Below are 14,489 nucleotides of genomic sequence, written 5' to 3'. Positions count from 1 at the left end.
TTTTCTTCTAAACTTTTTTAACTGTTTTGCTTGTTCCTTCTAATTACCACCAACTCCCATGCTATAATTCATCAGCTTTTCCAAGAGCAGCATTATCTTCGTATTATCTTCACCCCCCATTCCTTGACTAATTGCCATAGCGTAAATATGTTGCGTGATGCTGGAGAATAGCATCGGCGTTCCCAGTTGCTTAGCCAGATCCAAAGCAATGGAACAATCTTTGTACATCAGCCTCACAGTAAAGTTCGACTCAAATTTGCGTGCCAGGTAATATTTTGGATACCGCACCGTTGTCATGTGACTGCGCCCGCTGCCTGCATTGACCGCTTTGATGAATTTAAAAGGGTCAACCCCTGCTTTAGCTGCAATAATAGTTCCTTCCAGGGAAGCAATTAAATTAGTTGCGGAGAGCAAGTTATTTAATGACTTCAGAGTATGGGCAGCCCCCAACTCCCCGACATGAATTATATCGGTTCCCAGTTGTTCAAGGATAAAGCGATAACGCTCCATCACTTCCATTTTACCCCCCACCATAATGGAAAGGGTCCCTTCTTTTGCTGCGGGTGCCCCGCGGCTTACAGGAGCGTCCAACATCTCGGCCCCTTTGGCTAATAAAGCCTGGCCGACTTTTTTTGTCATGACCGGGGTGGAGCTGGATAAATCCACAAACACATTTCCGGGCTTGATTCCTTCCAGTAAACCGTTTTCCCCGAATATTACCTTTTCTATTACTGAATCATCCGGTAATGAGGCAAGAACAATATCGCTGTATTCCGCCACTTCTGCAGGCGATTTCCTTGCTTCCGCACCGGCTTCCACCATTCGGGCAACCGCTTTTTTATCCACATCGTAGACCGATACAGGTTTTTTCAATAACAACACCCGCCGGCACATTAAATTACCCATTACTCCAAGGCCGATAAAACCGATCCGTTCCAAAGTTTAACACTCCTTTTACCGGGCAGGTTGACGCCCCAAAGATGATACACCCATCAAATGTTCGATAAAAGAAACGATTTTTGTAACATCTCCCGACCCCATCCCTTGATTGTGTGCCAGCGCGTAAATCTCTTCAACGCGTGTGCCCACCAAGGCGGGGATCCCCATTTCATGAGCAATTTGCATACAGACCCGGATTTCTTTTAATACGTTTTCCAATGTATAATCAGAATCGTAAGTTTGCAATAAACTATAATTAGTAAAATAACTGGAAGTTATAAAACTCTCGCCACTGCTCACATTAATGACATCCAATATTTTGTTACGATCAAGACCCGCTTTGACTCCAAGTCCTATAATTTCAGCGGCGGCAATTAAATTTGCTCCCGTCATCATCATAATTACAGCTTTGGCTACATGACCTGAGCCCAAATCCCCCACATGAATAGTGTCTTTCCCCAGAACGTTTAGGACCGGGCGGCATCGTTCAAGAACATCTTCTTTTCCGCCAACCAGGAATAATAACTTACCTTTATCGGCAGCACTAACCCCGCCACAAAAGGGCGCATCAATAATGCACGCGCCTTTTTTTTCCAACGATGCGGCCACTTTTCTTGTGACAGTTGGGGTAGACGTGGTGGTTTCCACTACCACACTGCCTTGCTGAATAGAATCAATAACCCCTTTATTACCGGTTAACACAGCCTCTACTGCTTCCGCTCCGGCAACACAAGTGATTATGCATGTGCTGCTTGCCGCCACGTCCGCCGGTGAAACGGCTAATTTTGCCCCCATCCGAACAAGTGGCTCCATCTTATTATGATCCAGGTCATAAATTTTTACTTCCGCGCCGTTTGCCAATAACCGCCTCACCATGCGGGAACCCATGACCCCAACACCAATGACACCTATTCTTTCCACGTCTATTTCCCCTTCGTAAAATTCTGAATTTAATCGGTTACCATCAATACAAACAGTATCCTAATAAAAAGCAGCTAAAAAAAGAAATACCCACCACCTAAAAATCTACCGAACAAGTTCCGTAGATTTTGGCGCTGGGTATTACCGGCTAATAGATACATGTTTTAGACAAGTACCCACAGGTAACCAGCTACTATATTTGCATGTGTGAAATGTTTCAATAAGACTATAGAACCTTAAAAGTATCTTTATAACGATCAATGGCGGATTTTATCGCTTGAAGAACCGCCCCCAAAGATGGAATCGACATATGTTTTTTTATTTTATTTTCAAGATTCCCAAAAGGTTCATCAATACAGTACCCCTGAACCAAATCTTGTAGAACCTCTTTGGTAAGACTGGAAATAACGCTAAAATCAGATTTAATAATACGGTTGCTTTTCCTGTCCACTAACAGCTGTACACCGATATGCTTATACATTTCATTGAGCGGAGTCCCTTTTGGGGTTTGAGCAAAGCCACTTACCAAAACATAATCGTTTTTTTCCAGGTAGCCCATTACGCCTCCATTAAAATAAAATTCCTTTACATATTTATAATTTAGCATTATATTTAAAATTATTCAACACTATTTTAATAATTTATCGACTCTTGTACACAAGTAAAAGATGTCTTCTACAAAATTTAGGTTTTAACGCACTTACTACTACTCAAGTCGGTAATTTTAACCCAGTATTTCTGTAAATAATGTGAACTTTTATAAAAAACTGTCAGAAATATTACTTGAACTACCGGTTTAACTGCAAGAATCAGCACCGTTAAAGGTGAAAAGAAAACAACGGCCAGCGCTAACGCAATAGAGGCATTTTTAGCGTTAACCCCATAAAAAAGGGATACCATGTCCGGATAATTGATTCGAGCGAACCAGGCGTAGAGGATAGTTGCACCAAGAAGAAGAACATAGAAGACTATTAATGGTAAGGTAACAATACCCAAATATTGCGGGTTTTTTAACAATACCTCCGATTGAGACATCATGGCGATAAAGAAAACCGCAAAAAAGCCTAAAGCCGAAACTGCCGAAAATACTGATTTTAATTCATCGAATTTTTCCCGACCCCATTTTCTTATTATCCCTATTCTTGTTATATTTCCTAGAAACAAAGGCACTACAATAGTATAAAAAATGGTATGCAACATATTCCATGGATCGACGGGCACATACTTGCCCGCCAAAGCCCAAATCCAAAACGGAATCAATAAAATACCGGCCAGGAGGCTGATTACCACAATAACCAGGGTTAAGGGTGTATTGCCCCTGGACATTGCGGTCCAGGCCACAATCATGCCCCCGCAAGGAACCGTTCCGTTAATAATTAGCCCTATGGCAAAATCGGGATAACCGGATAAAAAGATATACCCTAAAAGCGCCGCCAGGAGAGGGGAAACAATATAGTTTAAAAACGTTACCACTGTCATAAAACCCAGTCGTTTAGACGCCTTGACAACTTCGCTAATTTTAATCGTAACCATCATCGGAAAAAGCATAATAAAAAGTGTTAAAGGGTAAAAAATTTCCAAACGTTTCCCACTTTCCGGGTATAGATATCCTAAAAACAGCCCCAAACAAATTACTCCCATTAAAAGAGCAATTAAGTGTTTATTAATAAAGTTTGCCACCCTCATCTACACAATCCTCCCGTTTTGGAATTGTTATCCCAGTTCTCACGTATGTTACAAATTATTTATAACTTTTTTTCTTTAAAATAGCATTTGCTCTTTGCTGTAAATCGGAGATATATTCCTTTTTCGGTGGTTTAACGCGTTCTAATCGATATTTTCTTCCTAATTGCCTGTACTTGGGTTCACCGAAAGCGTGATAAGCCATCAGTTCATACTCTGTCAGGTTTTGGAGTTGGGTGATAAATTCCACAATAGCTTTTATATCTTTCCAGGAATCATTGAATTCAGGTATTACAGGGGTTCTCACAATTACCGGCGTCTCGGGAAATTGACTGGCTACTTTCAAAATGTTATCCAAGATTACCTCGTTGTTAACTCCCGTAAACGCTTTATGTTTATCTGAATCCATGCACTTAACATCGTAAAAAATCAAGTTGCAATGCCGGCAAATTCTTTCTAATTCCCTCCAATCACCATACCCGCTGGTTTCTATAGCCGTGTCGATGCCGCGTTTTTTGCACTCTTTCAACAAATCGTGAACAAAGTCCGCTTGCAACAGCAACTCTCCACCACTTACCGTAATTCCTCCGCCGGTTCTCCAGGAAGCATTGCCACCTTGAACCTCTTTAATCACGTCTTCCACGGACATCATCTGACCAAATAACGTAATCGCCCTGGCCGGGCAAACGTCAACACACTTGCCGCAATGATCACACAACCGCCTGTCAATATCGATTTTTGGCGTTTCGACCGTGGAGTTCGTAATGGCTTTTTTAGGACATGCCTTAATGCAATACCCACATTCTTGTATACCTATGCACTTATTTTGGATATAACCTATTTCTGGAAATGTATTTTGCGATTCCGGATTGCAGCACCATAGACACCGCAACGGGCATCCTTTCATAAACACTACATCCCGAATGCCCGGCCCGTCATGAACGGAAAACTTTTGGATATTAAACACGCGGCCCAACTTATGATTGACACTCCCTGTATCATTATCCATTCACAACTCCCCTTTTTTTGAAATAACAAATTGCTCTCCGCTGCTTTTTTAAAACAGCGGAGAGCATAAGTTTTATGCAAAATGCGAATTGGCTACATATGTTGATGCTCGGTTCTATTAATAATTTCATTCTGCAACTGCGGGCTGAGGTCTACAAAGTAAGCACTGTATCCGGCCACCCTTACTATTAGATTGCGGTACTTTTCAGGATTTTTCTGCGCATCCCTTAAAATATCACTGTTTAAAATATTGAATTGCAGGTGCCACAGCTTTAGATCACAAAATGTCCTTACCATGGACATAAGATCCTGCAGTCCTTTTTCCCCGGCCACAACTTGAGGGCTGAGTTTTATATTCAGTAGCCTGGCAAGGCTGTTGGCATATTTTCTGCTTTTTGCCCTGTCAATCGATAGAAGAGTAGATAGCGGCCCCTTCATGTCAACACCTTGGGTTGGTGATATACCCTCCGATAATGGTTCACCGGCTTTTCGGCCATTAGGAGTGGCCCCCATAACCACGCCCAAACCGACATGCGAAGTTACCGGCACAAACTTTATATATTGATGGCCGTTTGGGGTTTTAAACTTTCTTGCAGTTGTAAGAAGCATGGCATCAACTTCCCGGGCAATTTGATCCGCATAGGGGGCGTTATTACCGTATTTTGGTGCATTCAGTAGCATCTGCCGCAGTGCTTCTTTCCCTTCGAAGTTGGCTTCGAGCGCTTCCAGCAATTCATTCATCGTAATTTTTTTATCATCATATACAAGTTTCTTAATGGCTGCCAGAGACTCCACAGCAGTACCAAAGCCATTGAGGTTAATATTGCCTGTATCTGCGGACACCCCACCTTTGAGGGGTTGGTGAATATCGGTGAGTTCATTCATACAAACATCGTGCAAACTGGACATGAGCGGTGCGGCCAATTTCATTGCATTTGTCATCTCTAAGGCAGTTTGTCTGATATAGAAATGCCTTACCAGATATTCTACCTGCAGCCGGAATGCGTTCATCAATTCATCAAAGGTGGCAAAGTTTCTTGCATCCCCGGTGGTCACACCAAGCCGTTGTTTATTACCTTTCAGTTTAAGCACACCGTCGTTTAACGCCATCTCCAGCGCCGCGGGCAGGTTGATATTTCCACCAACAACCATATAGGTGCTGGTGTTGATCATCCTGATTTCCGTGCACGCGCAACCGGTATAGTCTCTGGCGTCCTCCAGCGTCGCCCCCTGGGCCAGCAAGTGCGGTATGATTTCCTCGTCGTTCAGAAGCTTCGGAAAACCTGTTCCTTCCCTGATCAACTCGCATACTTCACGTAAAAACGGCTCCGGGGTTTGAGAATGTATTCTGACAGATAGATCAGGATAATGCAGCGGGAATTCTTTTTTGGATTTTAATATCAAATATGACAACTCATTGGTGGCATCTTGGCCATCCCTTGTCTGTCCGCCAATAACGGTCTGCTCAAAGTGGGCATATCCTTCCCAGAAAGATTTCGCGTTGGTTGCATTTAGTGGTACAAAATCAGCTATTTTCAACCAGAGGCATTCAAGCAACTCCAGCGCGGAATCTTCGTTTATACGCCCTTCCTCCAGGTCTTTTTTGTAATAAGGATAAAGGTACTGGTCAATCCTACCATTGGATATAACTCCTGTTGTTGGCTGCTCCAGCCTGCAACCGAGCTGGGTAAACCACTGCGACTGCACCGCCTCGTGGAATGTTCTGGCGGGATTGGCTGGAACCCATTCACACACCTCGGCTATCCGCTCAAGTTCTTTCTTTCTGATTTTATCTTTTTCATTCCGGGCCATTTCCCTGGCCAGTTCCGCATATCTTTTGGCAAAAGCGATCATTGCGTCACATACAATAATAACGGCCTTCAAAAAAGGTGTTTTTTGAATATGATTTTGCGGGTCAACAACATCCAGCGAATTTAATTTTTCTTCCGCGTCTTTTTTGATACCAAGAAAACCTTTTTCCAAGACCTTTTGATAATCCACCGCCCAGTTCAGCGTGGCATTTATATTTGCATTATCCTGCATCAAACCCGATGCGCCGTAATTGTCGTCACCATAAATCAAATACCGTGTTTCCTCTGGCAGCAGGCTTATATATGTCTCGTGCGCTGTCTTGCCGCGCCAGTACGGCACAATTTTTTCCTTAACTGTTTTAATATCCTCGTCTGATACAAGATAAGCGCCTTGCTCTTTAAGCCTTTGTAATCCTTCCTCCAGCCAGCAACCCCTGAGCTCGGGGTATAAAATACTATGTCTCCCTGTCCCGCCACAAGTACCAACAATTAACTCATCGTCATTTATAACAACTTCAATTTTATTAAGTACATTTTCCATAGCCTTGGCCCACCTGAGCACCACCGGTAAACTCTCTGTTTCTTGAAATGACTCGGTAAACAGAAGGGCTCTCTGAATATCTACACGCGGTACTTTCCTAAATCTAGCCAATAACTTATTTACTCTTTGCCTTTTATTTTTCGCCTCTTCGGTTGTCAGCTCTTCCTTATCCAGTCCCTTAATTATTCTCTCCTCTTGCGGTGTAAGCACTTTCGCCGCAGCTTCCATGTTAATCCCTCTCTTTCTTATCCAAAATTTTGTTACTTAATTATTGGTGACCTGAATCAATAGTAACTCCAATGAAGCTAGCTTTAGATTTGTACACCTCCAACTTATTTATTGAAATAAACACCCAAAATACAGAAAGCCCAGTATGTCAAATAATCGACATACTGGGCTTTTAACCTATTTTAAAGACACCAAGTTTAAAGCTCAATGTCAGTAGGTTTCCCAGATAAAGCTTATCCTCACTAAACGAATCTTTATTATTTTATATATATCTTAGTATAAATATATATTCTGTAGCAATAATATGTCAAGTGATTAAGTTATTATTTTATGACAATATACTTTTATTGTTCTCCATGCATACTGTTTATAAAGCGCTTTCCCCTTTTTCGCCGGTGCGGATGCGAATGACGTCTTCGATGCGGTGAATGAATATCTTCCCGTCACCTATTTCCCCGGTCCTGGCCACCCTGGTGATTATATTTATAATCTCTTCGGCATACTTATCCGCTACAACTATTTCTATTTTCACCTTGGGCAACAGTTTTGATGTTGTACTCCGTCCCCCGGTAGATTTCTTTCCTGCCTTTTTGCAGGCCGCAGCCCATCACCTGGGATACCATCATGCCATGGATGCCAAATGGAATAGGAGAAAAAGTCCGCCGGCACTGGTGACGAAGCGCCCCAATTCCAGGTTGAAGACCACCGGAGCCCCGATGAAATGCTGCGCAGCGTGTGTCTTTCGGGCTACATTCCCAGTTTCTGCACGGCCTGCTACCGCAGCGGGCGCACCGGCGACCGCTTCATGCCCCTGGCCAAAAGCGGGCAAATTCAAAATGTCTGCCAACCCAACGCCATACTGACGTTTAAGGAATTTCTCGAGGATTATGCCTCACCCGCCACCCGGGAAACGGGTGCCAGGACCATCCAGGCCCACCTGGAGCAAATCAGCAACCCCCAAATACGGCGTTTGACCGAGGAACGCCTGCAGTTAATCGAACAGGGCCAGCGAGATCTATATTTTTAACTATTTGTCCGCCAGTTGCCCCAGGTTGTAGAACATGCCCCCTATTCCATCCAGCATATTCAAATATATGCTGGACGACCTGGGCTGGCAAACTCCTTTGATCAACCTTTCCTCGTGCTTGGTGGCGAAGTCCCGGCAGCACTTGGTATAATTTGCCGTCTCTTCTTTGATGTGCTGCCGGAGAACTTCGTTTTTGGTAATCAAAAAATCATTGATATTGCAAAGGTAAGCGGAAAAACCTTCAAACAAGAAGCGCAGCTCTTTCACCGCAGTTTCACTGAACAAAACCTTGTGAGCAACCTTTTCTTCCACCGCTGCAGTCAGCTTATTAAAACTCTTTCTGGCAGCCTCGAGATTTTCTATATAGTAAGCGTCTCTTATCTGTAAAATTTCCTGTCCCAAAATAATACTGTCTTTTCCGGCCTCATGCAGCAGTTGCGTATTGTGGGTTTGGAAACCGGTTAAAACCGCCTCGAACATCTTGCCAAACCTATCAATAACCTTGCGGGACTCAATCATAAGATCAACCCCCTTTCTTTTTACAATATATGAACTGCCCGGGCGGAAGCAACATAAAAACAGTTAACCGCCGGATGTAAGAGGTGAACGGCGTCTTATCGCCATGTCGTGCCAGGTAGTGTCCCAGCGCAGGTTAAAAGTATATGTATTGTCTTCCCGGTTATAGTCCCATTTTTCCGCCAGGGCCGGCACAAAGCCGTCGGTGTCCTTCCATACCGGGATATCAAATATAAAACTCATGACTCCCCCGGGGGATATTTTTTCACAAATTAAAACAAAAGCCATGCAAGCCACGCCTTTCCATCCAGCGACAGCCTCCATGGCTAAATCCATTATACAAATGTTTTAAGGTTTCAGGGGTTTAGTATTAATCTTTACCAGCCCCGCGTGTAGTCTTCAAAGCAGTCCAGGCAGACAAATTGCCCGTCACGCACCCGCGCCCGGGGCTCCATGACGTATTCCCCGCAGCGGGAACATTGCACAGACGGGAAAATACGCGCCTTGGAGGGCATTTTGAAGTCAATTTTCTCCACCTTGCAAAACTGTTCTTCGGGCATATGCAGAATTTCCTCGATACGCCGGGCCTGGACCTTTTGAAATTCAGTCTTTTCTTCCTCGGTGGCAGTGCCGCCGAAAACCTTTTTACGTAATTCCGCCAATTCAGGGTTGGGCCGGTGCAATATGGCACCGTTCACCGAAACCCGCAGCGCCCGGTTGCCGTCACGGCTGCCGAAGGTATATACCTGCTTGCCCAGATCTCGGTAGATCAGGTTGCCTTTGCCCAAAGTACAACCGGAAAGCAACATGACGGCATCTACGCCGCAGGCGTCGTTCTCCACCACCGCCACCAGTTCTTCGTCCGGGGAACGTTTTTCACTCAGGCGTTTTAAAGCTATTTCGGCCGCCCGGTATCCGATAGCCAGGCCGGGACAGGCATGCCCGTGAAACTCGACAGCTTTTTCCCAGGGGGTCTTTTCCATGCACATGAGATACACCTCTTTTTTTCTATTATTGTAGATTATACTTAAAACACAAAAAGCCATAAAGTGTCCCTCCCTGAGACAAGCCTTCATGGCCTAATATAAAAAACCTTTTAATATTGTAAAAATTGACCGAAAACGTAACGACTAAAACCAGCTTCTTGCCAGCAAACCTATCCTTAATGCTAAAGGGTTTTAAATATTTTGTCAATAGTCATTTCGACCTATCTTAGTTTACAACATTAGTTATTTTGGTTATTATCCTTACATAAAAAGAAAATCGGTTTTATTATATACCATTTTATTTTATAAGGGTGAATATTTTATCATGTACAAATTTGCAGACCTAATTTTAACACTGGGTGTTACAGTTTTTTTCTTGGGTGGCGTTGGTTTGGCTTTTGGTTTTATTGCCAATAACAGCCCATTATTGCCATTTACAACTATTTTAGCATTAATTCTAATTGGCGCAGGAGGCGTTCTAAAAAAAAGAGGTCCCCAAAAGTAGCATTGTTACGTTACGGTATTTTTTACCACCTAGTTTACAGTTAACTATTCTCTACTATGGGCATTATTGATACTCGCCTTTGTCAACGACACACCCCGCATGATCGCTTTTTCTCCAAAACGATCTTTTATCCTGTCACAGGCCCGGGCCAACCGGGTCTGCCGCTCGCGATCGCCGAACATATCGTACTGAAAACGCTCCCGCTTTATTAAATTGCCCAGGGTAATACCGACAAGTCTTACCGGCCAGGACTCGTCCCAATGCTTGTATAAAATGGCGCACGCCGTGCGAAAAATTTCATCGCCCAGGTCCGTATAGTCAAACATGCTATGGGAACTGGAAAAAAAACGCATCTGAGTATCCCGTAGCGTCAAGGTTACGGTACGCCCCACATAGCCGCCCCGGCGCACCCGCCGGGCCACCATTTCGCTCAGCTCCAGCATAACCACTTTGATATTATCAAAACCCCGCAGGTCCCGGGGAAGGGTCCTCTGCTGGCCGATACTTTTGGAAACATCCAGGGTAGTGGGCACCACCGGGCTGTAATCAATGCCGTTGGCGCAAAGCCAGAGCATTTCCCCGTTCTTGCCCCACCGTTTTTTTAATATCTCCCGGGGAAACTGCGCCAGATCCCCGATTGTATGTATGTTGAAATACCGGAGATGTCTTTCATACCTTGGTCCGATACCGAACAAATCCCTTACCGGTCTCGGCCAAAAGACCCGCTTAAAATCATCTGTATTTTCCAATATGGTAAGCCCGTTCGGCTTTTGCACACCGGCCGCCATCTTGGCGATTAATTTATTGGGCCCGATGCCCACACTGCATAATACGCCAACTTCTGTTTGGATGCGTTCCTTTAATATAACCGCTATATCCCGCGGCGCACCCCACAGGTGCAGCACACCGCTGAGATCGGCAAACGCTTCATCTATGGAAAAGGGTTCCACCAGGTCGGTAATGTCACGCATTATTTTTAAAACCCTGGTAGAGAAATCCACGTAAAGCCGGTATTCCGGTTTAAAATAATGTCCATGCGGGCACAGCTGTTTGGCCTCCCACACCGGCATGCCGGTTTTTATACCCAGCGCCTTGGCCGGATAGGATGCCGCCAGCACAATGCCGGTCCTTTTCTTGGGGTCGCCGGCCACAATAACTTCTTTGTCTTTCAACTCCGGATGAACGGCCTGATGGCAACTGGCAAAAAAACTATTCATATCGGCCAGCAAAATAACACGCTGCATGAATACTCACCAAACATTTGTTTGTTTTTTTTATTATAATTATAAATGCATTTATGGTCAACAAGGCGGAGCTGGCAAAAAAAGACATAAAAAATATGTCTCCGGTAAATAGCTATGACGTTGGACAACTAAAATTTTTATGAAAAAATATCTTGGACCTATTGACCTTACCCCGGGGGAAACCATTATATTGGAGTTGCACCGGTGCAAAGGAGATAATAATTATGTTTACCATCGGCCAATTCTCAAAAATATGTCAGGTCACCACCAAGACCCTGCGGCATTATGAAAAACTGGGCTTGCTTGTTCCCATCAGGGACGAAACAGGTAACCAGTATCGCTATTACACCAGTGAACAGGTGCCCCGTTTAAAGCAAATCGTGTTTCTCAAGGAACTTGGGATCCCGCTTAAAACAGTCAAAAAGATCATTGATGGCAAGCAGGCTGATTTGCCACAATTAATGGAAGAGCACCGCCGACACCTGTTGCAGGAATTGGATCTTTGTAGTAGTAGATTATCAAAGCTGGCCTGGTGGAAAAAATCTTTGGAGGAGATCGAAGTGTCCGAAAAAAAACAATACGATGTCCGTTTACGAGATATACCGGCTATCAAGGTTCGATCCAGACGGGAGGTGCTCACATCTTTCCCCAATGAATTACCAACCCTGATCCGGTCCGTCTTGGAGGAAATAAACTCCCGAGGCGGCATATGCTCCGGAGCGCCCATTGTTCTTTATTACGATGATGAATTCAACCCTGCTCAAGTGGATGTGGAAGTGGCCTGGCCGGTTAACGACGACGCTCTAGCGACCGGCACACTGGCGGCGGTAAAAGCAGCGGTTACAATGCATGTAGGCCCCTATGACGGTCTCGAGGGCGCTTACCAAGCGGTTTTTGACTGGATTAACCAAAACGGTTACCGGGCTTTGACACCCTACCGCGAGGTTTCCTGCAACGACCCGCAAGTCACCCCACCGGACCAGTTAGTAACCGAGATTATCATTCCTGTAGCCTGACTACAAAAAGACATATTCAAAGGACTTGTTTTATATATATTCGTACTCTTGCGCTATACTAATTAACAAGGAGACGAGTCTGTTGGAGGTTATCACCGCAAAAAACCTGGTTAAAGAGTATAACGGCATGCGGGCCGTAAACGGCATCAGCTTTTCCGTCCGCCGCCAGGAATGTTTCGGTATCTTGGGCCCGAACGGGGCAGGCAAGACATCGACCGTAAAGATGCTGTTCGGTTTCTCGCCCATCACCGCGGGAGAATTACATGTGCTGGGGCTGGACGTAACCAGTCATGCCAGGGAAATAAAGGCCCGGCTGGGTATCGTGTCCCAGGAAAACAACCTGGATCTTGACCTGAAGGTGCTGCAAAACCTTATTGTCTACGCCAGCTTTTTCAACATTCCCGAACGCGAAGCCCGGAAAAGGGCACTGGAACTGCTGGACTTCTTCGGCCTGTCCGACAAGCACGACGCCAAGGTGGACCATCTTTCCGGCGGCATGAAGCGCCGCCTGACCATCGCCAGGGCGCTGATCAACGACCCGGAAATCGTTATCCTGGACGAGCCGACCACGGGACTGGATCCCCAGGCCAGGCATATAGTCTGGCAGCGTATCCGCCAGCTGCGCAACCGGGGCACCATTATTCTAACCACCCATTACCTGGAGGAAGCCGCACAGCTTTGTGACCGGCTGATCATTATGGATCACGGGGATATCCTGGACGAGGGTGCCCCGGGTTACCTGGTTGAAAAGCATATAGGCGCCGAAGTGCTGGAGGTGGGCGGGGCGACCTCTGCCGCGGATGACCTGCTTGAACAGTTCCACAACAAAATCAGGGGCCACCTGATGGAAGAAAACAACCTGATGTTGTACCCGGTGAGCGGGAGAGAACTCCTTTCCCGGCTACAGGAATTGCCGCACCAATTCGATCATTACCTGCTGCGCCCGGCCACACTGGAAGACGTCTTTCTCAAACTTACCGGAAGGGGGCTTACGGAATGATCAACTTCCTGCGCATGGACATCTCTCCCCGAGTCTTTAAAGTCTTCCAGCGTCACCTGACCGTTTACCGCCGGAACTGGAAAGTCAGCCTGTCGTTTAATTTCTTTGAGCCACTGCTCTACCTGGCAGCGCTGGGCTACGGCCTGGGCGTGTACGTGCAGGAAATCGAGGGCCTAACCTTCATCCAGTTCATCGCACCCGCGCTGATCGCTTCGTCGGCCATGTTTTCCAGCGCCTACGAATGCACATACGGCACCTTCATTCGCATGGAATTTCAAAAAACTTTCCAGGCCATGGTGGCCACCCCGGTGAGTATGGACGAAGTATCGCTGGGCGAAATCCTGTGGGGATCTTTCAAGAGTTTCCTTTACGGTTCCGTGATCCTGGCCGTTATCTTTGCGCTGGGATTGGTTGCTTCACCCTGGGCGCTGCTGGTGCCCGTAGTCCTGCTGGTGAACGGCATGCTGTTTGCGGCGCTGTCCATGATCTGGATTGGGCTGGTGCCGAATATCGACAGTTTCAATTACTACTTTTCCCTGGTCATCACGCCGCTGTTCCTGTTCTCCGGTGTATTTTTCCCCTTGAGCGGCTTGCCGGCCATAGTCCAAGCACTGGCTTGGGCCAGCCCGCTGTATCACGTGGTGAACCTGACCCGCGGTCTCGTGCTTGGTAACGTGGGAACGAACTTAATCTTTGATTTCGCGTGGCTGGTGGTTGTGGCGCTCGTACTGACGCCCATCGCCATTCACTTGATGCGGCGCCTGGTAATAAAGTAAGTGTTTTCTCTTGAGAATGCGACAAAGGGACGGTTCTCCTTTGTCGCGCGAAAAAGCCTCAGGGTTATTAACACAAACCCCTGAGGCTTTAAACTTAATTCCGGCAACGACCTACTCTCCCGGGGGCGAACCCCAGTACCATCGGCGCTGGAGAGCTTAACTGCCGTGTTCGGGATGGGAACGGGTGTATCCTCTCCGCTATGGTTACCGGAAAACTTTTCGGTTGTTTTATTCCCTCAAAACTGCACAGCTTGCTTTTCGGCACAGGTATTCTCGATGGCAGTATGG

Annotated in this window: 14 protein-coding genes, 1 rRNA gene and 2 pseudogenes; 5 read left to right on the top strand and 12 right to left on the bottom strand. The window is 45.8% G+C overall.

Going from position 1 to position 14,489, the window contains the following annotated elements:
- Window positions 1-39: 39 nt before the first annotated feature.
- From BM299_RS16945 to BM299_RS16915, 7 genes and pseudogenes are all read right to left on the bottom strand, one after another.
- Window positions 40-939 (bottom strand): NAD(P)-dependent oxidoreductase, encoded by a 900-nt coding sequence (locus BM299_RS16945; protein ID WP_092487219.1) that lies wholly within the window; start codon window positions 937-939, stop codon window positions 40-42.
- A gap of 15 nt (window positions 940-954) precedes the next feature.
- Entirely contained in the window at window positions 955-1,908 is a 954-nt protein-coding gene (locus tag BM299_RS16940; protein ID WP_281246389.1) for an NAD(P)-dependent oxidoreductase, read from the bottom strand.
- 178 nt (window positions 1,909-2,086) lie between these two features.
- Window positions 2,087-2,419, bottom strand: a complete 333-nt coding sequence (locus tag BM299_RS16935; protein ID WP_165608404.1) for a DUF3870 domain-containing protein — start codon at window positions 2,417-2,419, stop codon at window positions 2,087-2,089.
- Window positions 2,420-2,544: 125 nt separating this feature from the next.
- On the bottom strand, window positions 2,545-3,546 hold the full coding sequence (locus BM299_RS16930) for an arsenic resistance protein (RefSeq protein WP_092487210.1): 1,002 nt from the start codon (window positions 3,544-3,546) through the stop codon (window positions 2,545-2,547).
- A 55-nt stretch (window positions 3,547-3,601) separates the two neighbouring features.
- On the bottom strand, window positions 3,602-4,552 hold the full coding sequence (locus tag BM299_RS16925) for a glycyl-radical enzyme activating protein (RefSeq protein ID WP_092487207.1): 951 nt from the start codon (window positions 4,550-4,552) through the stop codon (window positions 3,602-3,604).
- 92 nt (window positions 4,553-4,644) lie between these two features.
- Window positions 4,645-7,131, bottom strand: a complete 2,487-nt coding sequence (hpsG, locus tag BM299_RS16920) for a (2S)-3-sulfopropanediol dehydratase (protein WP_092487204.1) — start codon at window positions 7,129-7,131, stop codon at window positions 4,645-4,647.
- Between the two features lie 367 nt (window positions 7,132-7,498).
- Window positions 7,499-7,772: pseudogene (locus BM299_RS16915) on the bottom strand (P-II family nitrogen regulator); the annotation flags it as partial.
- 32 nt (window positions 7,773-7,804) lie between these two features.
- On the opposite strand from BM299_RS16915, the pseudogene BM299_RS16910 reads away from it, so the two are divergent.
- Window positions 7,805-8,158 (top strand): annotated as a pseudogene (locus BM299_RS16910) ([FeFe] hydrogenase H-cluster radical SAM maturase HydG); the annotation flags it as partial.
- On the opposite strand, the gene BM299_RS16905 reads toward BM299_RS16910, so the two are convergent.
- From BM299_RS16905 to BM299_RS16895, 3 genes are all read right to left on the bottom strand, one after another.
- The gene (locus BM299_RS16905) at window positions 8,159-8,677 is read right to left on the bottom strand and encodes a Na/Pi cotransporter family protein (RefSeq protein WP_092487202.1); all 519 of its coding nucleotides are present in this window, start codon (window positions 8,675-8,677) and stop codon (window positions 8,159-8,161) included.
- A gap of 63 nt (window positions 8,678-8,740) precedes the next feature.
- Window positions 8,741-8,917, bottom strand: a complete 177-nt coding sequence (locus BM299_RS16900) for a hypothetical protein (RefSeq protein WP_165608403.1) — start codon at window positions 8,915-8,917, stop codon at window positions 8,741-8,743.
- A 134-nt stretch (window positions 8,918-9,051) separates the two neighbouring features.
- The gene (locus BM299_RS16895; protein WP_092487265.1) at window positions 9,052-9,663 is read right to left on the bottom strand and encodes an FmdE family protein; all 612 of its coding nucleotides are present in this window, start codon (window positions 9,661-9,663) and stop codon (window positions 9,052-9,054) included.
- Window positions 9,664-9,985: 322 nt separating this feature from the next.
- Here BM299_RS16895 and BM299_RS16890 point away from each other — a divergent pair, with 322 nt between their 5' ends.
- On the top strand, window positions 9,986-10,165 hold the full coding sequence (locus BM299_RS16890) for a hypothetical protein (RefSeq protein WP_092487196.1): 180 nt from the start codon (window positions 9,986-9,988) through the stop codon (window positions 10,163-10,165).
- Window positions 10,166-10,209: 44 nt separating this feature from the next.
- Here the strand turns inward: BM299_RS16890 and BM299_RS16885 are convergent, their stop codons facing one another.
- Window positions 10,210-11,409, bottom strand: coding sequence for a DNA polymerase IV (locus BM299_RS16885; protein WP_092487194.1), 1,200 nt, complete (start codon window positions 11,407-11,409; stop codon window positions 10,210-10,212).
- Window positions 11,410-11,633: 224 nt separating this feature from the next.
- On the opposite strand from BM299_RS16885, the gene BM299_RS16880 reads away from it, so the two are divergent.
- The 3 genes from BM299_RS16880 (at window position 11,634) to BM299_RS16870 (ending at window position 14,201) form a co-directional block, all read left to right on the top strand.
- Entirely contained in the window at window positions 11,634-12,425 is a 792-nt protein-coding gene (locus BM299_RS16880; RefSeq protein ID WP_092487191.1) for a MerR family transcriptional regulator, read from the top strand.
- Window positions 12,426-12,507: 82 nt separating this feature from the next.
- Entirely contained in the window at window positions 12,508-13,425 is a 918-nt protein-coding gene (locus tag BM299_RS16875; protein WP_245779836.1) for an ABC transporter ATP-binding protein, read from the top strand.
- Window positions 13,422-14,201 carry an ABC transporter permease gene (locus BM299_RS16870; protein ID WP_092487188.1) on the top strand — a complete coding sequence of 260 codons (780 nt, stop codon included), beginning with the start codon at window positions 13,422-13,424 and terminating at the stop codon, window positions 14,199-14,201. The genes BM299_RS16875 and BM299_RS16870 overlap by 4 nt, the downstream gene beginning before the upstream one ends.
- A gap of 98 nt (window positions 14,202-14,299) precedes the next feature.
- On the opposite strand, the gene rrf is transcribed toward BM299_RS16870, so the two are convergent.
- Window positions 14,300-14,413, bottom strand: a 5S ribosomal RNA gene (gene rrf, locus BM299_RS16865).
- Between the last annotated feature and the right edge of the window lie 76 nt (window positions 14,414-14,489).

This window comes from Desulfoscipio geothermicus DSM 3669 (assembly GCF_900115975.1).
Classification (GTDB): domain Bacteria; phylum Bacillota; class Desulfotomaculia; order Desulfotomaculales; family Desulfallaceae; genus Desulfoscipio; species Desulfoscipio geothermicus.
Note: the sequence above shows the minus strand (reverse complement) of the source record. Positions and strands in the feature narration are given on the sequence as shown.